The organism is Streptomyces sp. NPDC026673 (assembly GCF_040638135.1).
Taxonomy (GTDB): domain Bacteria; phylum Actinomycetota; class Actinomycetes; order Streptomycetales; family Streptomycetaceae; genus Actinacidiphila.
This window is the reverse complement of the sequence record NZ_JBEZXR010000021.1, coordinates 86,849-106,023: the sequence shown is the minus strand read 5'-3', so window position 1 is coordinate 106,023 and position 19,175 is coordinate 86,849. Positions and strand designations below refer to the sequence as shown.

Sequence of the window (19,175 nt, the reverse complement as noted above, 5' to 3'; positions counted from 1 at the left end):
CCCCAAGGCCCCAATGCCCCCGGGCGTCCCACTTGGCCGCCCGTGCACCGCAGGGTATGGGTTGACATACGACCGATGGACGGTGTTTGAAGAAAATGTGAGCACTAAGGTGCGCCGAATGTCAGAACGAGCTCGGGATGGTTGCTCGCCCCCGCCGCCTCGCTCGACCAGAGCCACAGCGCGTCGGTGCCCGTGCTGGTGAGCGCGAGCGCGTAGGAGCCGCCGAGCGCCCCGGCGAGCGGACCGGCCTGCAGAGCCGCCTCGTAGGTGCTCTGGGCGGCCGAGGCGCCCGTCAGGGTGCCGAGCGGCGTGGCGGAGAGCGCGGGCCGGTTGGTGTACGTCACGCCGGTCTCGGTCCAGCTCCCGGTGACGGGCACGACGCTCTGGCTGTCGGCCGATCCGGCGCTGGGGTCGGAGCTGGTGTGCACGCGCAGCCGTGCGCTCTTGAGCACCGTTCCGGCGGGCGCGGAGGGCAGGGTGAAGCGGAGGTAGGAGAGGTACGCCGAGCTGCCGCGCACGGCGAGCGAGCCGGAGGTGCCGTAGTTGGCCGACGGCGCGCCGGCGTTGACGTACGAGTCCTCGGCCGCCTCGACCGTGACCTCGGTCTCCGAGGGCGTGCCGCCGCCGCCCGTGCCCAGGGAGTGGTGGTCGGCGACCTGGGAGGCGGTCAGTACCGACGGGTAGACCGCCGTCTCGTCCAGTTGCCCGGCGAAGTAGTTGCTGGTGGGGCGGTTGGGCCAGCTGTTGAGGTTGTCGCCGCCGATCCGCCAGAAGCCGGAGAAGTTCTGGCTGGTGGTGGTGGGGTCGGTCCCGACCAGGGTGCCGTCCACGTACAGCCGCATGCCGCCGGTGCCCTGGGTGGCGACGACGTGGTGCCAGCCGCCGTCGTTGTAGGTGCCCGTGGTGGTGATGGTGCGGTTGCCGCCGCTGCGCACCCCGAAGGCCAGGCGTCCGTTGTTGGTCATGTAGATGTGCTTGTCGAAGTTGCTGCTCAGGTTGTCGTCGACGTTGCGGTCGCCGAAGCCGATCAGCTTGCCGCCGGCCGTGGTGGTGGTCCGGAACCAGGTCTCGATGCTGTACGCGGCCGGGCGGGCGTGCCGGGCGTCGCTGTAGGCGTAGTCGTTGGTGCCGTTGAAGCCCAGGGCCGTGCTGCCGGCCACGGCCCCCGGGCTCTGCCGGTACAGCGGCCCGTTGAGATAGACCGCGTTGTCGTTGCCCGGGGAGGCGTCGGCGCCGAACTGGCCGGAGGCCTCGTCGAAGCGCCAGTACAGGTTCGCGCCGTCGGCGAGCACCCGTGCCGGGTACGCCTGGGTGGCCGACGCGGCGGTCACCGACTGGGCCGGGGACAGGGCGCTGGTGTTGGTGCCGTCGCTCGCGGTCACCCGGTACGAGTACGTGGAGCCGGCCGTGACCGAGGTGTCGGTGAAGGCCAGCTGCGGGCGCGACCACGGCAGCGAGGATCCGGTGGTGGTGTGGATCGGCGTGGTGGAGCCGTTGCGGTAGACGCGGTAGGTCAGCGGGCCGTCGTCCAGGTCGAGGCTGGACCGCCAGCGCACGGTGACCTGGCCCGGCCGGATGCTCGCCACGTTCACCTCGGGCACGCTCGGCGCGCCGGTGTCCGGGCCGGAGGCGAAGCGGGTCAGGCCCTGCTGGGCCGCCCCGGCGACGGTGGTGAACTCGCCGCCGACCCAGAGGTAGTCCGTGCCGCCGGAGGAGCCCACGGTCATGACGCGCGGGCCCAGCCCCTCGCCGATGCCGTCGTTGGTGTCCGGGAACCACGGCAGCAGGGACGGGTTGTCGACCGACTGCGCCAGCAGGTGCTTGCGCCGCTGGTTGGGGAAGCCGCCCATGCTGCTGCAGTCGTGCGCGTGCGAGCCGCTGTAGAGGACGGTTCTGTAGACCTCGACCGACTGTGTCGCGCCGAGGCAGTTGTCCCGCCAGCGCTGCCCGAAGTCACTGGTGTTGAGCGCGATCCGGCCGTCGAAGACGCCGCCGCCGGTGCCCTCGTTGGCGGTGAACACCGCCGTGGCGTCCGCGGTCAGGTCCTTGATCACCGAGGTGGCCGGGATGAAGCCCACCGGGTAGGCCCGGGTCAGGGCGCCGGTGGCGGTGTCGACCACGGCCAGGGCGTGCGAGCCGGTGCCGCCGACGGTGTCGAAGTCGCCGCCGAGCACGGCATGGGCGCCGTCCGCGGTCAGCTGGACCGCCCGTCCCGGCTTGTCGGCGCCCGGGTTCCAGGCACGCAGCGCGCCGGCCGTGGACAGCGCGGCGAACCGGGACCGGGACTGCCCCGCCACCGAGGTGAAGTCGCCGCCCACGTAGACGGTGTCGTCGCTGACGTCGATGGCCCGCACCGTCGCCGAGAAGGACGGCCGGAAGGAGGCGCTGGGTGTGCACGTCGCGATGTCGATGGCGGCGAGGCTGCCGACCGCCACGCCGTTGACGGCGTTGAACCACCCGCCCGCGTAGAGCGTCCGCCCGTCCGGGGACACCTCCAGGGCCCGTACGGTCGCGGTGCCCGAGCCGATGGTGAAGGAGAGCCGGCAACTGGTGGGAGCGCCGGTGGCGGCGTTGAACGCGGCGAAGTTGACGGCGGACTGGGTGCTGCCGCCGGATCCGGAGGACCGGATGGTGGAGAAGGTACCGCCCGCGAAGACCGTGCCCCCCTGGTGCGCCATCGCCCACACCACGCCGTTGGTCTGCCAGGTCGGCAGCGGGTCCGCGGTGATGGCCACGGGCGCGGTGAGCGCCCCGGCGGTCGGTGCCGCCACCAACCCCGCGCCGGCCGTCGAGGCCGCCGTCAGAACCAGTGCAGCGGACAGTCTTCCCCAAGTGCGCATGAGCCCCCCAGCCCTCGCCGCCCCCGGCGGTGCGGAAACGAACCGCCTGCCACGGCAGGGTACGCCGTGACAGGCGGCCCGGTGGAGACCCCGGCGGGCACTTTCGGCCGGGGTCTCCGGATTGCCTGTTACGAACCGAAGGTGAGCACCAGCCGCGGCCCGTTCGCGGAGGACGCCGCCTGCCGCGACCACAGCCACATCGCGTCGGTGCCGGTGCTGGTCAGCGCCAGGCTGTACGCGCCGCCCAGCGAGTCCGTGAGCTGGGAGACGTCGAGCGGCACGGTGTACGACGTCGAGATCGTCGTCGCACCGCTCAGCGTGCCCAGCACGGTCGGGGACAGTGCCGGACGGCTGTTGTACGCGACCCCGGTCTCCGTCCACGCGCCCGTGACGGGCACGATGGAGACGGTGTCGTTGCTGCCCGCGGCCGGGTCGCTGCTGGTCATGACCCGCAGCACCGCGCTCTTCAGGGTCTGGCCGGCCGGGGCCGACGGCAGGCTGAAGCGCAGGTAGGACAGGTACGCCGAGCTGCCGCGTACGGCGAGCGAGCCCGAGGTGCCGTAGTTCGCCGACGGGGCACCGGCGTTGACGTAGGAGTCCTCGCCCGGAGTCAGCGTGGTGACGGTGTCGGCCGGGGCGCTCGCCAGCGCGTAGTGGTTGGCGACCTGGGCGGCCGTCAGCGCGGACGGGTACACGGCGGTCTCGTCGATCTGCCCGTTGAAGTAGCCGCTGGCGGGCTGGTCGGGCCAGCCGTTGAGGTTGTCGCCGCCCGCTCGCCAGTAGCCGGTGTAGTTCTCGTTGGAGGTCTGCGGATTGCTGCCGACGAGGGTGCCGTCGACGTACAGCCGCATGCCGCCGGTGCCCTGGGTGGCGACCACGTGGTGCCAGGCGCCGTTGTTGTAGGCGGCGCTGCTGGTGATGGTGTTGGTGGCGCCGGTGTAGACGCCGAAGACCAGCCGGCCGTTGTTGGTCATGTAGACGTGCTTGTCGTACTGGCTGCTGGTGCCGTTGGTCGTGTTGCCGAAGCCGACGATCTTGCCGCCCGAGGTCGTGGTCGTCTTGAACCATGACTCCACGCTGAAGGTGGCCGGGCGCGGGTGGCTGCGGTCGCTGTAGACCCACTGGTCCGAGCCGTTGAAGCCGATCGCCGTGCTGGAACCGCTGACCGCTCCCGGGCTCTGCCGGTACGACGGGCCGCCGACGTAGTCCCCGTTGTCGTCCGAGGGGGAGGCGTCGGCCGCGAAGGTGCCGCCGCTCTCGTCGTAGCGCCAGTACAGGTTGGCCCCGTCGGAGAGCACCGCCGAGGCGTAGCTGTTGCTGCCGCTGGCCACGGTGGCCGTGGCGGTCGACGACAGCGGGCTGGTGTTGCTGCCGTCGCTCGCGGTGACCCGGTAGCTGTGGGTCGAGCCGACGGTCAGCCCGGTGTCGGTGAAGCTGAGCTGCGGGCGCACCCAGGGCAGCGAGCTGCCGGAGGTGGTGTACACGGCGGTGGCCGCGCCGTCCCGGTAGACCTTGTACGTCAGCGCGCTGTCGTCGGTGTCCAGGCTCGCCTGCCAGCTCACCTTGATCTGGCCGGCCGCCAGGCTCGCCGCGCTCGCCTCCGGCGTGGTCGGGTTGCCGGTGTCGGGCCCGTTGGAGAAGCGGGTCAGGCCCTGCTGCGGCGCGCCCTCGACGGTGGTGAACTCACCGCCCACCCACAGGTAGTCCTTGCCGCCCGCGGAAGACACGGACATGACACGCGGGCCGATGCTCTCGCCGAGGCCGTCGTTGGTGTCCGGGAACCAGCCGAGCAGCTTCGGGTCGTCCACCGACTGCGCCAGCAGGTGCTTGCGCCGCTGGTTCGGGAACGCGCCCATGCTGCTGCAGTCGTGCGCGTGCGAACCGCTGTAGAGCACCGTCTGGTAGACGGCGAGCGACTGCGTCGCGCCGAGGCAGGTGTCGCGCCAGCGCTGGTTGAAGTCGCCGAGGTTGAAGGCGGTCCGGCCGTCGAAGACACCGCCGCCGGTGCCCTCGTTGGCGACGTACAGGCCCGTCGCGTCGTCCGTGATGTCCTTGACGACGGAGGTCGCCGGGAAGAAGCCCACCGGGTACGCCTTCGTCAGCGCGCCCGCGCCGGTGTCGACGACGGCCAGGGCGTGCGAGTCGGCCCCGCCGATGGTGTCGAAGTCACCGCCGATCATCACATGGGAACCGTCCCGGGCGGCCTGGACGGCCCGCCCCGGCTGGTCGCCCTGCGGGTCCCAGGCCGTCAGCGATCCCGTGGTGGTCAGGGCCGCGAAATACCGCCGGGACTGCCCCGCGACGGTGGTGAAGTCGCCGCCCATGTAGACGGTGTCCGCCGTCGCGTCCAGCGCCCGTACGGTCGCGGAGATCCCCGGGTGGAAGGAGGCGATCGGCGTGCAGCTCGCGATGTCGATGGCGGCCAGGCTGTTCACCTGGACGCCGTTCACGGAGCTGAAGTACCCGCCCGCGTAGAGGGTGTCGCCATCCGGGGACACGGCCAGCGCGCGCACGGTGGCCGTGCTGCCCGGGCCGATCGTGAACGACAGGTGGCAGTCGGTCGGTGCGCCGGTGGCGGCGTCGAACGCCGCGAAGTTCACCGCCGGCTGCTCGTTGCTGCCCGCCGCGCTGCCGGGCGGGCGGACGGTGGAGAAGGTTCCGCCGGCGAAGACGACCCCCTCCGACTGGGCCATCGCCCAGACGATGCCGTTGGTCTGCCAGGTCGGCAGCTCGTCGGCGGTCATCGCGACCGGCGGGGTGAGTGCGGTCGCGGCCGGTGCCGCGACCGCCCCCACCCCTGCCAGAGCCCCCGCCACCAGTGTCCCGGCAGCGGTCATCGCCCCAAGTCTTCGCATGTGCCCCCCAAGGCCTCACTCGTGCACAAGCGGCCCAATCGCCCGCCTGTGGTCGGCAGCGTAGGGGTATGTGAAGCTCCTCGCGTGAAAGTTTGACGAAATTGTGTTCACTCTTGGCTTGGTTGGATGTTGCCGGGGTTTAACGCACCCCGCTCCGCGGCGAGTTCAGCGGTCGATGCGCACGGTCACACCGGCGAGCTGGTCCTCGACCTGCTTGCGGTCGGCGTCGACCATGATCCGGGCCAGCTCCTCGACCCGCACGGACGGCTTCCAGCCCAGCAGTTCCTCCGCCTTGCTCGCGTCGCCGATCAGGGCGTCCACCTCGCTGGGACGCTCGTACTTGGGGTCGTAGCGGACGTACTCCGCCCAGTCGAGGTCCACATGCGCGAAGGCCGTCTCGACGAACTGCCGCACGGTGGCGGCCTCGCCGGTGGCGACCACGTAGTCGTCCGGCACGTCGCGCTGGAGCATCCGCCACATCGCCTCGACGTACTCGGGGGCGTAGCCCCAGTCGCGGACGGCGTCGAGGTTGCCCAGGTAGAGCCGGTCCTGCAGGCCGGCCTTGATGCGGGCGACGGCACGGGTGATCTTGCGGGTCACGAAGGTCTCGCCGCGGCGCGGGGACTCGTGGTTGAAGAGGATGCCGTTCACCGCGAACATGTCGTACGCCTCGCGGTAGTTGACCGTGGCCCAGTAGCCGTAGACCTTGGCGCAGCCGTACGGGCTGCGGGGGTGGAAGGGCGTCCGCTCGTTCTGCGGCGGTGGGGTGGCGCCGAACATCTCGGAGGACGACGCCTGGTAGATCCGCGTCTCGACCCCGCTGGCCCGCACCGCCTCCAGCAGCCGCATCGAGCCGAGCCCGGTGACGTCCCCGGTGTAGAGCGGGGCGTCGAAGGAGACGCGGACATGGGACTGGGCACCCAGGTTGTAGACCTCGTCGGGCCGCAGGTCGCGCAGGAGGTTCACCAGGGCCACGCCGTCGGAGAGGTCGGCGTGGTGGAGCACGAAGGAGCGGTTCGCCTCCTGCGGCCCCTGGTAGATGTGGTCGATCCGCTCGGTGTTGAAGCTGGACGACCGCCTGACGAGGCCGTGCACGGTGTACCCCTTCTCCAGCAGCAGCTCCGCCAGATAGGAGCCGTCCTGGCCGGTCACACCGGTGATCAGGGCGCTCTTGCCCATGCGATCTCCCCCCTTGGGTCGGTTATGTTTCTTTTGCGTACTGATGTTTGGGTTCACCCCCGGTGGGGTGATCCCTGCTGGCAGAATCCGCTTCCATGAGCGAAGCGAACGCACTCCTGCCCGACCGCGCCCGGATCTTCGTCGCGGGCCACCGCGGGTTGGTCGGATCGGCGGTGACCCGACGGCTGACCGCCGACGGGCACGAGGTGATCACCCGTGGCCGCGACGAACTCGATCTGCGCGACGCGGCGCGCACCGAGGCGTTCCTGAAGGAGCAGCGGCCCGACGCGGTGGTGCTGGCGGCCGCCAAGGTCGGCGGCATCATGGCCAACAGCACGTATCCGGTGCAGTTCCTCGAGGACAACCTGCGCATCCAGCTGAGCGTGATCGCCGGGGCGCACACGGCCGGCGTCGGCCGGCTGCTCTTCCTCGGCTCCTCGTGCATCTACCCGAAGCACGCGCCGCAGCCGATCCACGAGGACGCCCTGCTCACCGGCCCGCTGGAGCCGACCAACGAGGCGTACGCGCTCGCCAAGATCGCCGGCATCGTCCAGGTCCAGTCCTACCGGCGGCAGTACGGCGCCTCGTTCGTCTCCGCGATGCCCACCAACCTCTACGGCCCCGGGGACAACTTCGACCTCGAGACCTCGCACGTACTGCCCGCGCTCATCCGCCGCTTCCACGAGGCGCGGCGCGACAGTGCCCCCGAAGTGGTGCTCTGGGGCTCCGGCAGCCCGCGCCGGGAGTTCCTGCACGTCGACGACCTCGCCGCCGCGTGCGCGGTGCTGCTGCGCACCTACGACGGCGAGGAGCCGGTCAACATCGGCTGCGGCAACGACCTGACGATCCGCGAACTCGCCGAGACCGTACGGGAGGTCACCGGCTACGAGGGCGCCATCGCCTGGGACACGTCCAAGCCCGACGGGACCCCGCGCAAGCTGCTGGACATCTCCCGGCTCTCCGCCCTCGGCTGGAAGCCGGAGATCCCGTTGCGGGACGGGATCTCCGCCACGTACCGCTGGTGGAGAGACGATTCTGCGGTCTGACATTCAGTACGCTCCGCGGCCGTCCACGACGGCCCGGAACGTACGGGCCATCACATCGACGTCGCTGGTGAAGGTCCAGTTGTCGACATAGCGGAGATCGAGCTGAAGCGTTTCGTCCCAGGAGAGGTCCGAGCGCCCGCTGACCTGCCACAGACCCGTCAGGCCGGGCTTCACGGAGAGCCGGCGCAGCTCGACCTCGTCATAGCGGGCGACCTCCTCCGGCAGCGGGGGGCGCGGCCCCACCAGGGACATCTCGCCCCTCAGCACGTTGATCAGCTGCGGCAGCTCGTCCAGTGAGCAGCGGCGCAGGATCCGCCCGACCCGTGTGACGCGCGGGTCGCGGCGCATCTTGAACATCAGGCCGTCGCTCTCGTTCGCGGAGGCCAGTTCGGGCTTACGGGCGTCCGCGTCCGTCACCATCGTGCGGAACTTCCACATGGTGAAGGGTGTGCAGTCCACCCCGTGCCGGATCTGCTGGTAGAAGACCGGGCCCTTGGAGCCGAGCCGGATGGCCGCCGCGATGAGGCCGAACAGCGGGGAGAGCAGCAGCAGTCCGAAGGCGGCACCGGCGCGGTCCAGCACCGACTTCAGGCTCACCTGGACGCCGCGCCGCAGCGGCGGGCTGATGTGCAGCAGGGTGAGCCCCGCGGCGGAGGTGAGCTCCACCCGGCGGACCGCGACATCGGTCAGGCCGGGAAGGACGGCCAGCGGGACCCCCGCGTCGTGCACGGCCCACGACAGCCGGCGCAGCCGCTCGCCGGCCATCCGCGGGCCGGGTGCGACCAGTACGAGGTCGGCGCCGAGCTCCCGGGCGGCGGTCAGGACCGCGCCGGAGTCGGCACTCGGCCGCGCCGGCGCCAGCGACTCCAGCCGGGCGGCGACCGGCGCCCCGCACTCCAGGTTGGCCAGACCGACGGGGACGGCGCCGACGACGACGTACTCGTGGTCGGTGCGCGCGGCCAGGTGGTCGACAACGTAGTCGGCCGCGCTCGGCTCGCCGATCACCAGCACGCGGCGGACGGCGTGCGCCTCGCGCCGGGACGCGAGGAGGTGACGGTAGGTCAGTTTGCGGCAGGCGGTGGTCAGCAGCAGGCCCGGGGTGAGGGCGAGCAGCGCCAGGGACGGCTCGGAGCGCTCGCCCAGCAGCGCGCGGACCACGGCGAGCACGCCGAGCAGGACCATCCAGTCGTAGAGCACGGACAACCCGCTGCGCGACTCGCCCAGCGCGCGCTTCGCGTACCGCCGCCGGGCAATCTGGACGGTCAACCAGGCCGTCGCGGCGGTCGTGGCGCACAGCGCCGGGTGCGGTTGGTGGGTGGCGTCGAAGACGAGCCCGACCGGTAGCGCGACCCCCGCCGCGTCCGTGACGAGCGCGGCCGGCAGATACCAGCGCGACTTGTCGCTCTGCCCGCGCTGGGCCGCCGTGCGGCCGCGCGCGGGGGATGTATCTATCGGGCCTGAATTGGGTATACCGACACGCCGCATGGACCCCCCTGGCACAACGCGACAAATGTGGGCACACCTGCCACTTCCCCAAGCAGCTGTGCGCCGTAGTAACCCGGAACGCTATGCCAAACAGTTGTGCGTTCGCTGCGGTTTACGAAATTTCGGAGGCCAGTTGTCCTGAAGTTCACATACGGCTTGATCTGTCCGCTCAGGTGTCCTGTGGTGTGATACAGGGCCGTTCGTGGATCGCTCCTGACCATATGGGGTTGCGGCCTCCCGGACCGCGCGCTGAGCACGCTCCGGCGGGCGGTTTGTGCGCCCCCTGGCCAGCGTGCGCGAACTCGCGCGGTTTGTATACGGGTTCCGTTGGCCGGAATCACCAATTCCGGGTGGGAGGGGTGGGTGGTGGGGGTGGTGGTGCCGGTGGGTGTTCGGCTGTCCCGCCGTCTCGCTCCCTTCGGTCGCACAGCGGCGGGCTGCGGATGGGGAGGGTGGGGCCGGGCCTTTGTGGCGGTGTGCGGGTGGGTGTTCGGCGGTGTGCGGGGTGAGGGGTGCGGTGGTGCTGCCGGTGTTTCGCTGTCCCGCCGTCTCGCTCCCTTCGGTCGCACAGTGGCGGGCTGCGGATGGGAAGGTGGGGGCGGGGCTCGCGTGGCAGTGTGCCGGTGGGTGCGTGGTCGGGGTTCAGGCGCCGGAGCGGGTGGCCTTTCCGGTGGCGTGGGTCTCGTCGCCGTCCGCGGGTATAGATGGCCGCTTCTACGCCTACTCCCGGTGGTGGGCGCGCCTGCCGTGTCCGGCGACTGCGGCTGATTCGGGGTGCTGTCGAGGGGCGGGCGGGACATCGGGCTCTCTTTCGCCGATATGTTCGGCGGAACAGAGCCCGATCTTTGGGCGGGGGAAGATCGGGCCCGCTTTCGCCGAATATGTCGGCGAAACAGAGCCCGATCTCGCAAAGCCACCCACCGAGCCCGCCGCACCCCGAATCACCCGCAGACGCAGGTCACGGCAGGCGCGCCACCCACGAAGAGTGGGCGTGGCAACCAGCCATCTCTACCCGCGGACGGCTACGAGACCTGCGCCCATGAACAACCGGCCCCGCTCCGGCGCCTGGACCCAGGCCACACGCCACCCGCACAGCGGCGACGGCCCGACGCCCCCACCCTCCCCATCCGCAGCCCGCATTTTTGCGACCGAAGGGAGCGAGACGGCGGGACAGCCGAACACCGGCAGCACCGACCATCCGCACACCCCGCACCCGCACACCCCGCACACCCACCGCCGACCTCCTCCTCCGCAGAGGGGGCCGGTGCGGTCGGGGCGAGCCTTACCCTTGATCCTTGTGTCCTCTCTGCAAGCCGCCCTCGCGGACCTCCTCGACGGGCTCCCGCCCGGCCGTGCCGCACAGGCCGTCGACCGGCTGATCGCCACCTACCGGGGGCGTACGACCAGCAGCACCCCGATCCTCCGCGACCGCTCCGACGTCGCCGCCTACGCCGCCTACCGGATGCCCGCCACCCACGCCGCGGTCGGGGCGGCGCTGGCGGAGTTCCGGGCCCGGGCCGGGGAATGGGTGCCGGCGAGCCACCTGGACGTGGGCGGCGGGACCGGTGCCGCGACCTGGGCGGTCGCCGACGCCTGGGAGGAGGGGACGCACACCAGCACCATCCTGGACTGGTCCGACGCGGCCCTCTCGCTCGGCCGCGAGCTGGCCGCGGGGGCGGAGCACACCGCGGTGCGGGAGGCACGCTGGCAGAAGGCGCCGCTCGGGGTCGGGGCGCGGCTGCCGGAGGCGGACCTGATCACCGTGTCGTATGTCATCGGCGAGCTCACGGAGGCCGACCGCGAGGCGGTCGTCGCCGAGGCCGCCAGGGCCGCACGCGGTGCCGTGCTCGTCGTCGAGCCGGGTACGCCCGACGGCTACGCACGCGTCCTCGCCGCACGCGACCGGCTCGTCGCGGACGGCTTCCACGTCCTCGCCCCGTGCCCGCACGACGGCGCGTGCCCCGTGCAGGGCCCCGACTGGTGCCACTTCGCGGCGCGGGTCGCCCGGACCTCGCTGCACCGCCAGGTGAAGGGGGGATCGCTCCCCTACGAGGACGAGAAGTTCAGCTACGTCGCGGCGGCCCGGTTCCCCGCCGCGGCCGGCGGTTCACCGGACCGCGTGGTCCGGCATCCCCAGATCCGCAAGGGCCAGGTCCTCATCGACCTCTGCACGGTCGAGGACGGGCTGCGCCGGGACATCGTCACCAAGCGGCACGGGCCGCTCTACCGCGCCGCCCGCGACGTCGCCTGGGGCGACGCGTGGCCGCCCGCGGCCGGGCCGGAGTAGGGCGCTCCGCGTCAGGCGCCCAGCACCGCCATGGCCGCGTTGTGGCCGGGGACGCCGCTGACACCGCCGCCGCGCACCGCGCCCGCGCCGCACAGCAGCACGTTCGCGTGCTCGGTGCCGACCCCCCAGGCGCCGCCGCCCGACTCCGCGTACGGGAAGGCGAGGTCGCGGTGGAAGATGTGCCCGCCGGGCAGGCCGACCTCCCGCTCCAGGTCGAGCGGGGACTTCGCCTCGATGCACGGCCGGCCGTCCCCGTCCACCGCCAGGCAGTCCGCCAGCGGCTCCGCCAGCACGGCGTCCAGCTGCGCGAGCGTGGCCTTGAGCAGGGTCTCCTTCGCCTGCGCGGAGTCGTCCGCGAAGAGCCGCGCGGGCGCGTGCAGCCCGAAGAGCGTGAGGGTGTGCATGCCCCGCGCGGCCAGGTCCGGGGCGAGGATCGACGGGTCGGTCAGGGAGTGGCAGTAGATCTCCGAGGGCGGCGCCGAGGGCACCGCGCCACCAGCCGCCTCGCGGTAGGCCCGGTCCAGCTCGGTGTACGACTCGGCGATGTGGAAGGTGCCGGCGAAGGCGTCGCGCGGGTCGACCGAGGTGTCGCGCAGCCGCGGCAGCCGCCGCAGCAGCATGTTGACCTTGAGCTGGGCGCCCTCCGGCTTCTCCGGGGCCGCTTCGCCGAGGAGCCCGGCCAGGGCGTACGGCGACGCGTTGACCAGGACGTGCCCCGCCCCCACGGTGCCGCCCTCGAAGGCCACCTCGGCCCGGGTGCCGTCCGTGTGGATCGCCGTGACCTCGGTGCCCGTCACGATCTCGGCACCGGCCGCCCGCGCCGCGTCCGCCAGGGCGTCGGTGAGGGCGCCCATGCCGCCGACCGGCACGTCCCAGTCGCCCGTGCCGCCGCCGATCACGTGGTAGAGGAAGCAGCGGTTCTGCAGCAGGGAGGGGTCGTGGGCGTGGGTGAAGGTGCCGATCAGGGCGTCGGTCAGCACGACGCCGCGCACCACGTCGTCCTCGAAGGCGGCCTCGACGGTCTCGCCCAGCGGGCGCTCGAACAGCGCCGACCAGGTCTCCGGGTCGTCGACGATCCGCTCCAGCTCGGCCCGGGACGGCAGCGGTCCGGTCAGCGTCGGGAAGACGCGCTCGGCGACCCGCTGCGTCATGCCGTAGAAGCGCTGCCACGCCTCGAAGTCGCGGTCGGAGCCGGTCAGCCGGACGAAGCTCTCACGGGTCGCGGACGGTGACTCGGCGTCGACGAGGAGCCCGCCGTCGCCGTGCGGGGTGTACGAGGAGATGCGGCGGCGCCGGACCGCGAAGCGCAGCCCCAGGTCGTCGACGATCTTCCGGGGTAGCAGGCTCACCAGGTACGAGTACCGGGACAGCCGCGCGTCCAGTCCGGCGAAGGCCCGGGTGGAGACGGCGGCGCCGCCGGTGCCGGGGAGCCGCTCCAGCAGCAGCACGGAGCGGCCCGCGCGGGCCAGGTACGCGGCGGCGACCAGCCCGTTGTGGCCGCCACCGACGATCACGGCGTCGTACGAGGTGCGAAGAGGCAGCTGCTGCGACATGCGCCCTTTCGTATCACGCTCAGTCGCGCAGCTCCATGGTGCAGCACTTCACACTGCCGCCGGCCTTGTGCAGTTCGGACATGTCCACCGGCACCGGCTCGAAGCCGCGCTCGCGCAGCCGGCCCAGCAGCGCGGTGGCGCCGGAGGGGACCAGGACGTGCAGGCCGTCGCTGACGCAGTTGAGCCCGAAGGCCGCGGCGTCCTGGCGGGTGGCGGTCAGCGCGTCGGGGAAGAGCCGGCGGAGCACCGCCCGGCTGCCGGGGGAGAAGGCGTCCGGGTAGTACATGATCTCGTCGCCGGAGAGCACGCACAGCGCGGTGTCGAGGTGGTAGAAGTGCGGGTCGGTGAGTTCCAGGCCGATGACGGGGCGGCCGAAGAACTCCTGGAGCTCGGAGTGCGACAGCGGGCTGCTGCGGAAGCCCTTCCCGGCCAGCAGCCAGCTCGCGGTGACCGCGAAGTCGCCCTCGCCCTCGTTGATGTGGTGCGGATCGTGCACGTCGCCGTAGCCGCGGTTCAGGAACCACTCCCGGTGCGCCGGCGCCTCCGCGGCCCGCTCGGCGTTGGCGAAGCGGGCGCCGAAGACCCGGCCGTCGACCACGGTGGCGCCGTTGGCGGCGAAGACCATGTCCGGCAGGCCCGGCAGCGGCTGCAGGATCTCGACGGTGTGCCCCAGGGAGCGGTAGCGGTCGCGGAGGTCCTCCCACTGCAGCAGGGCGAGCGCGGGGTCGACCGGCTTGGTGGGGTCCATCCAGGGATTGATGGAGTACGTGACGCGGAAGTACGTGGGAGGACACATCAGATACCGGCGGTACGAGGCGGTTCTCGCTGCGCTCAATGAAGGCTCCTCACGGTGCGGTTGAGGCTGCTGAGGGTGTTGTGCCCATGGTGGACCCGCAGCGGACACCGCGCACCGGATTGCGGACGCAAATCACTCTGGGGCGACGGCTGCCAGAAGCGGTGAAGGGCCCCGTGCCGGGTTGTCCAAAGTTTCTCTTATGATTCGATGGTGTTCGACTCAAGGCACATCAAGACCTTCCACACCGTGGTGAAGGCCGGCTCCTACTCGGCCGCGGCCTCGGCGCTCGGCTACACCCAGCCCGCGGTCACCCAGCAGATGAAGGCGCTGGAGCGGTCGGTCGGCACCGCGCTGTTCGTCCGCGTCGGCCGGCGGATGCGGCTGACCGAGGCGGGAGAGGCGCTGTCCCGGCACGCCGAGACGATCCTCGACAGCATGTCCGTGGCCTGGGAGCAGATAGCGGCGGTGACCCGGCTGGAGACCGGGCGGGTGAGGCTGTGCGCCTTTCCCAGTGCCAACGCCACCCTGATCCCCGAAGCGCTGGCGCTGCTCGCGGCCGAGCACCCCGGGATACGGGTGGAGCTGCTCGGGGACGAGCCGCCCGAGTCGCTGGAGCGGGTCACCCGCGGCGAGTGCGACATCACCCTCGCCTTCACCTATCCGGGGCTGCAGGAGTCGGTGCCGGACGACCTGGTGGAGATCCCGCTGCTGGAGGACCAGCTCATGGTCCTGCTGCCGGCCGGGCACCGGCTGGCCCGGTCCCGCTCGGTGAGGCTCGGCGACCTGGCGGACGAGCGGTGGATCGCCGGCTGCCTGCGCTGCCGGGTCAACTTCCTCCACGAGTGCGCCGAGCTGGGATTCGCCCCCGACATCGCCTTCGCCACCGACGACAACCTCGTGGTGCAGTCGCTGGTGGCGGAGGGCCTGGGGGTCGCGATGATGCCCGGTCTGGTGCTGTCCTTCATGCGGCTGGAGCGGGTCGCCGGACGCCCGCTGGACCCGGTCTCGCGCCGCCGGGTCGCGGCGTACGTCCCGCGCGACCATCTGCGGATCCCGGCCGCCGCGCTGGTGCTCGACGCGCTCAGGACTGTGGCCGAGCGGCGCAGTGGCTGCTGACCGGGGTCCCATCCATAAGGAGCGGCGGCAGACGGGTGAAGAAACTGTCAGTGGACGCGCGAGCCGGTATGACCGGACGCTGCCGATATGACCTCCGCGATCGCTCCGGCGCTCTCCGCGCCCACCGCCCGGCTGGCCCGCCTCGTCGACGAGGTGCGTGAGACGGTCGGCCGCGGCCTGCCGCCCGGCCCGACCGCCCGCCTGGTGGAGGAGCGGCTCGCGCCCCACCTCGGCGCCGCCGACCTGCTGGCCGACCGGCACACCGAGGGCGACCCGGACCGCTACCGGCAGCACATCCTGCACGCCGAGGAGGACGGCAGCTTCTCGATCGTCGCCCTGGTCTGGCTGCCGGGGCAGCGGACGTCCATCCACGACCACGTCTCGTGGTGCGTCACGGGCGTGCACCAGGGCCAGGAGCACGAGCGCCGCTACCGGCTGGTGCCCGACGGCGCGGGCTCCCGTCTCGTCCCGACCCAGGACGTCGTCAACGCCCAGGGCGAGGTGTGCGGCTTCGCGCCGCCCGGCGACATCCACCAGGTGTGGAACGGCGGCTCCGGCAAGGCCATCTCGCTCCACATCTACGGGGCCGACATATCCCGCCTGGGCTCCAGCGTGCGGCGCGTCTACCGGCTGCCGGTCGGCGAACGGTGAACCTCCGCACCCCGACGCGCACCCCTGTGCCGGCCCCCCGCGGGGCGGCACAGGCCGTCCGCCCCGTGGCGGCCCGCTCCGGAGGCGGTGCGAGCCGCCGCACGGCTGCCGCGACCGTTCTTCCCGGCCTGCTGGTCGCCGCCGTCGGCGCGGCTCTGGCGACGGTCCTACACGTGCTGCTGCCGGCCGTGCCCGTGCCCACCACCGCCGTCGTCCTCGGCATCGCCGCCGCCAACCTGCCGGGCGTGCGCTCGGCCCTGCGCGGCCGGGCCAGGCCGGGACTCACCTTCGCCGGGAAACGGCTGATGCGCATCGGCATCGTCATCCTGGGGCTGCAGCTGAGCCTCGACGACGTGCTCGGGCTCGGCTGGGCCACGGCGGGCATGGTGGTCTGCGTCGTGGCCGCCACCTTCTGGGGCACCGTCTGGCTCGGCCGCCGCATGGGGCTCCGCGGCGACCAGCCCCTGCTCATCGCGACCGGCTACTCCATCTGCGGTGCCTCCGCCATCGGCGCGGTGAGCCAGGTGACCGGCAGCGAGGAGGAGGACGTCGCCGCGTCCGTCGCCCTGGTCACGCTCTGCGGCACCCTCGCCATAGGGGTGCTGCCGCTGCTGCACCACCCGCTGGGCCTGGACGATGTCCAGTTCGGGCGCTGGGCGGGCGCCGGCGTGCACGACGTCGGACAGGTCGTCGCCACGGCCCAGACCGCGGGTCCCGCGGCGCTCGGCGAGGCCGTGCTCGTCAAGCTGATGCGCGTCGCGCTCCTGGCGCCCCTGGTGGCCGCGGTCGGCTACTCGTTCCGCAGGCGGCGGGCGGCAGCGAAGACGGCGGGGCCGGGCGGCGCCGCGGCCGGTCCGCGGACCCCGCTGCTGCCCCTGTTCGTCGTCGGCTTCCTCGTCATGATCGCGGTACGCAGCACCGGAATCCTGCCCGCCGGGGTACTCGACGGCGCGCAGGAGGCGCAGCAACTGCTGCTGGCGATGGCCATGGTGGGACTGGGCAGCATGGTGAACCTGCCCACGCTGGCGCGCACCGGCCCCCGGGTGGCCGCGGTCGGCCTGATCTCCTGGACGCTCATCGCCACCGTCTCCTACGCCGGCGTGCTCCTCACCACGTGACGTCGGCACCGCCGCCCCGCCCCCGCCCCCGGTACCCCACCGGGGGCGACCTCCAAGAGGCGGCCGCGCGGCCTCTAGGGTGAGCGCATGCCGACACCGCAACCCGAGCCGCTCGACGCCCTGCTCCCCGAGACCCGCCGGGCCCTGCTGCACCGCGTCGCGGTCGCGCAGTCCGAGAGCCGTACCCCCTCCCTGGTGGGAGCCGTCGTCCGGGACGGGCGCACGGTGTGGACCGGGGCGCGCTCCTGCGTGGACGGACACGCGCCGGACGGGGACACCCAGTACCGGATCGGATCGATCACGAAGACCTTCGTGGCCGTCCTGGTGATGCGGCTGCGCGACGCGGGACGCCTCGGCCTCGACGATCCGGTGGAGAAGCACATCGGCGGCACCCCGGCCGACGGGGTGACCGTACGCCAGCTGCTCGCGCACACCTCCGGGCTGGCCGCCGAGACCCCTGGCCCCTGGTGGGAGCGCACCCCCGGCGTGCTCCGCCCGGAACCCGCCGACCTCCTCGGCGAGGCGCCGCGGCTGCACCCCGCGGGCGAACGCCACCACTACTCCAATCCGGGGTACGCCCTGCTCGGTGCCCTCGTCGAGGCGCTCAACGACGGCACGTCCTGGGACGAGGTGCTGACCTCCGAGGTCCTCGAGCCGCTGGGGATGACCCGTACGACGCGCCGCCCGCGGGCCCCGCACGCCGGCGGCTGGGCCGTCCATCCCTACGCCGAGCTGATGATGGCCGAGGCCGTACAGGACACCGGGCGGATGTCACCCGCGGGCGAGCTGTGGTCGACCGCCGACGACCTGTGCCGCTGGGCGGCCTTCCTCGCCGCGGGCGACGAGCGCGTCCTTTCGCCCGCCACACTGGAGGAGATGCGGCGTCCGGCCGCGCCGGGCGGCGACCACGGCCTCGGCGTGCAGCTGACGAAGGTCGCGGGCGGGCGGCTGCTGGTGGGGCACGGCGGCTCGATGCCGGGATTCGTGGCCGGGCTCTGGTGCGATGTCGCCGAGGGCCTCGGCGCGGTCGTCCTGGCCAACTCCACCACCGGCGCCCCGACCACGACGATCGCCGCCGACCTGCTGCGCGTCGTCGCCGAGCGGGAACCCCGCCTGCCCGAGCCCTGGCGGCCCGTCTCCGACCCCGACCCGGAGCTGCTCGCCCTCACCGGCCCCTGGTACTGGGGCACCGCACCGCATGTGCTGCGTCTGCGCGCCGGCCGCGACCTGGAGCTGACCGCCCTGTCCGGGACCGCGCGCGGCGCCCGCTTCCGGGCGGAGCCGGACGGCACGTGGACGGGGCTGGACGGCTACTACGACGGCGAGACCCTGCGCGCGGTCCGCGCCGCCGACGGCGCCGTCAGCCATCTCGACCTCGGGTCCTTCGTGTTCACGCGCACGCCGTACGACCCGGGGGCGCCGGTGCCCGGTGGTGTCGATTCGGCCGGGTGGGGGTCACCGCTCGGGTAGTGGCGGGAGTGCGCCGGCGCGGCGGCCGCCGGACGGCGGGCCCGCCGTCCGGTCAGGCGGTGAGCGGGAACTCGCGGCCCAGCGCAGCGAAGAGCGCCGAGTTGTGGGCGAAGGCCCGCCGGCACTCCTCCACGACGCGCTGCTTCTCCAGTTCGTCGACCGGCAGGGCGTCCAGCAGGCCGCGGTACTCCCGCTTGAAGGCCGCGGGGTTGCCGATCGCGTCGAAGACGTAGAAGCGCACCCCGTCGCCCTTGCGGGCGAAGCCCCAGGTCCTCTCCGCGATGCCGCGGATGACCTGGCCGCCGGAGAGGTCGCCGAGGTAGCGGGTGTAGTGGTGGGCGACATAGCCCGCCGGCCAGTCGCGGGCGGTCTCGCCGATGCGCCCGGCGTAGGCGAGCGTCTCGGGCAACGCGTCGGCGCGGTCCCGCCAGCCGGGGGCGAGGAGGTGGTCCAGGTCGCGCTCGAGGGCGGCGACCCGCATCAGCTCGGGCCTCAGGAAGGGGCCGGCCACGGGGTCCCCGGCCAGGTCTCCGGCGGCGTTCTCCAGAGCCCGGTAGACGAACCACAGCTGCTCGGTGTAGCGCGCGTACGCGCCGATTCCGAGGCGGCCGCCGAGCAGGTCGCCGATGAACGTGGAGTTCTCCGCCTCGGTGTGCCGGTCGCGGCTCGCGCCGCGGATGACGGCCGAGAAGGGTGCGGTGGCGGAGCGGGGGGCTGGCGTCAAGGGAACCTCCTGCGTCGGGCCTGCAGGAATCGTGGCGACTTAGGTATGCCTAAGT

13 protein-coding genes are annotated in these 19,175 nt (G+C 72.5%); 6 read left to right on the top strand and 7 right to left on the bottom strand.

The genetic code is table 11. From position 1 onward, the window contains the following. Positions 1-104: 104 nt before the first annotated feature. The 3 genes from AB0F62_RS17210 to gmd form a co-directional block, all read right to left on the bottom strand. Positions 105-2,840: a LamG-like jellyroll fold domain-containing protein gene (locus tag AB0F62_RS17210; RefSeq protein ID WP_361798781.1), complete on the bottom strand. Its 2,736-nt coding sequence runs from the start codon at positions 2,838-2,840 to the stop codon at positions 105-107. A 128-nt stretch (positions 2,841-2,968) separates the two neighbouring features. Beyond that, entirely contained in the window at positions 2,969-5,677 is a 2,709-nt protein-coding gene (locus AB0F62_RS17205) for a LamG-like jellyroll fold domain-containing protein (RefSeq protein WP_361798778.1), read from the bottom strand. Between the two features lie 183 nt (positions 5,678-5,860). Continuing rightward, positions 5,861-6,874 carry a GDP-mannose 4,6-dehydratase gene (gene gmd, locus AB0F62_RS17200; protein ID WP_361798775.1) on the bottom strand — a complete coding sequence of 338 codons (1,014 nt, stop codon included), beginning with the start codon at positions 6,872-6,874 and terminating at the stop codon, positions 5,861-5,863. A 95-nt stretch (positions 6,875-6,969) separates the two neighbouring features. Here gmd and AB0F62_RS17195 point away from each other — a divergent pair, with 95 nt between their 5' ends. Then, positions 6,970-7,920, top strand: coding sequence for a GDP-L-fucose synthase (locus AB0F62_RS17195; RefSeq protein WP_361798772.1), 951 nt, complete (start codon positions 6,970-6,972; stop codon positions 7,918-7,920). A 3-nt stretch (positions 7,921-7,923) separates the two neighbouring features. On the opposite strand, the gene AB0F62_RS17190 is transcribed toward AB0F62_RS17195, so the two are convergent. Beyond that, positions 7,924-9,405, bottom strand: coding sequence for a sugar transferase (locus tag AB0F62_RS17190; RefSeq protein ID WP_361798769.1), 1,482 nt, complete (start codon positions 9,403-9,405; stop codon positions 7,924-7,926). 1,297 nt (positions 9,406-10,702) lie between these two features. On the opposite strand from AB0F62_RS17190, the gene AB0F62_RS17185 reads away from it, so the two are divergent. Continuing rightward, complete coding sequence (locus AB0F62_RS17185; RefSeq protein WP_361798766.1) at positions 10,703-11,692, top strand: small ribosomal subunit Rsm22 family protein; 990 nt, start codon at positions 10,703-10,705, stop codon at positions 11,690-11,692. An 11-nt stretch (positions 11,693-11,703) separates the two neighbouring features. Here AB0F62_RS17185 and AB0F62_RS17180 read toward each other — a convergent pair whose 3' ends face one another. Next, on the bottom strand, positions 11,704-13,233 hold the full coding sequence (locus AB0F62_RS17180; protein ID WP_361798814.1) for an NAD(P)/FAD-dependent oxidoreductase: 1,530 nt from the start codon (positions 13,231-13,233) through the stop codon (positions 11,704-11,706). A gap of 31 nt (positions 13,234-13,264) precedes the next feature. Beyond that, positions 13,265-14,080, bottom strand: a complete 816-nt coding sequence (gene ddaH / locus AB0F62_RS17175) for a dimethylargininase (protein WP_361798763.1) — start codon at positions 14,078-14,080, stop codon at positions 13,265-13,267. Between the two features lie 171 nt (positions 14,081-14,251). Here ddaH and AB0F62_RS17170 point away from each other — a divergent pair, with 171 nt between their 5' ends. The 4 genes from AB0F62_RS17170 to AB0F62_RS17155 all read left to right on the top strand — a co-directional run bounded on the left by AB0F62_RS17170 (position 14,252) and on the right by AB0F62_RS17155 (position 18,396). Next, positions 14,252-15,157 (top strand): LysR family transcriptional regulator, encoded by a 906-nt coding sequence (locus AB0F62_RS17170; protein ID WP_361798760.1) that lies wholly within the window; start codon positions 14,252-14,254, stop codon positions 15,155-15,157. An 87-nt stretch (positions 15,158-15,244) separates the two neighbouring features. Next, the gene (locus AB0F62_RS17165) at positions 15,245-15,808 is read left to right on the top strand and encodes a cysteine dioxygenase family protein (protein ID WP_361798757.1); all 564 of its coding nucleotides are present in this window, start codon (positions 15,245-15,247) and stop codon (positions 15,806-15,808) included. A 65-nt stretch (positions 15,809-15,873) separates the two neighbouring features. After that, the gene (locus tag AB0F62_RS17160; RefSeq protein ID WP_361798755.1) at positions 15,874-16,926 is read left to right on the top strand and encodes a putative sulfate exporter family transporter; all 1,053 of its coding nucleotides are present in this window, start codon (positions 15,874-15,876) and stop codon (positions 16,924-16,926) included. A gap of 87 nt (positions 16,927-17,013) precedes the next feature. Continuing rightward, positions 17,014-18,396, top strand: coding sequence for a serine hydrolase domain-containing protein (locus tag AB0F62_RS17155; RefSeq protein ID WP_361798752.1), 1,383 nt, complete (start codon positions 17,014-17,016; stop codon positions 18,394-18,396). Positions 18,397-18,448: 52 nt separating this feature from the next. Here the strand turns inward: AB0F62_RS17155 and AB0F62_RS17150 are convergent, their stop codons facing one another. Further along, the gene (locus AB0F62_RS17150) at positions 18,449-19,120 is read right to left on the bottom strand and encodes a biliverdin-producing heme oxygenase (protein ID WP_361798749.1); all 672 of its coding nucleotides are present in this window, start codon (positions 19,118-19,120) and stop codon (positions 18,449-18,451) included. Positions 19,121-19,175: the final 55 nt, after the last annotated feature.

Coding starts and splice junctions, on each gene's coding strand:
- AB0F62_RS17195 (WP_361798772.1), top strand. CDS start 6,970: ATGAGCGAAGCGAACGCACTCCTGCCCGACCGCGCCCGGATCTTCGTC.
- AB0F62_RS17205 (WP_361798778.1), bottom strand. CDS start 5,677: ATGACCGCTGCCGGGACACTGGTGGCGGGGGCTCTGGCAGGGGTGGGG.
- gmd (WP_361798775.1), bottom strand. CDS start 6,874: ATGGGCAAGAGCGCCCTGATCACCGGTGTGACCGGCCAGGACGGCTCC.
- AB0F62_RS17165 (WP_361798757.1), top strand. CDS start 15,245: ATGACCTCCGCGATCGCTCCGGCGCTCTCCGCGCCCACCGCCCGGCTG.
- AB0F62_RS17155 (WP_361798752.1), top strand. CDS start 17,014: ATGCCGACACCGCAACCCGAGCCGCTCGACGCCCTGCTCCCCGAGACC.
- AB0F62_RS17190 (WP_361798769.1), bottom strand. CDS start 9,405: ATGCGGCGTGTCGGTATACCCAATTCAGGCCCGATAGATACATCCCCC.
- AB0F62_RS17210 (WP_361798781.1), bottom strand. CDS start 2,840: ATGCGCACTTGGGGAAGACTGTCCGCTGCACTGGTTCTGACGGCGGCC.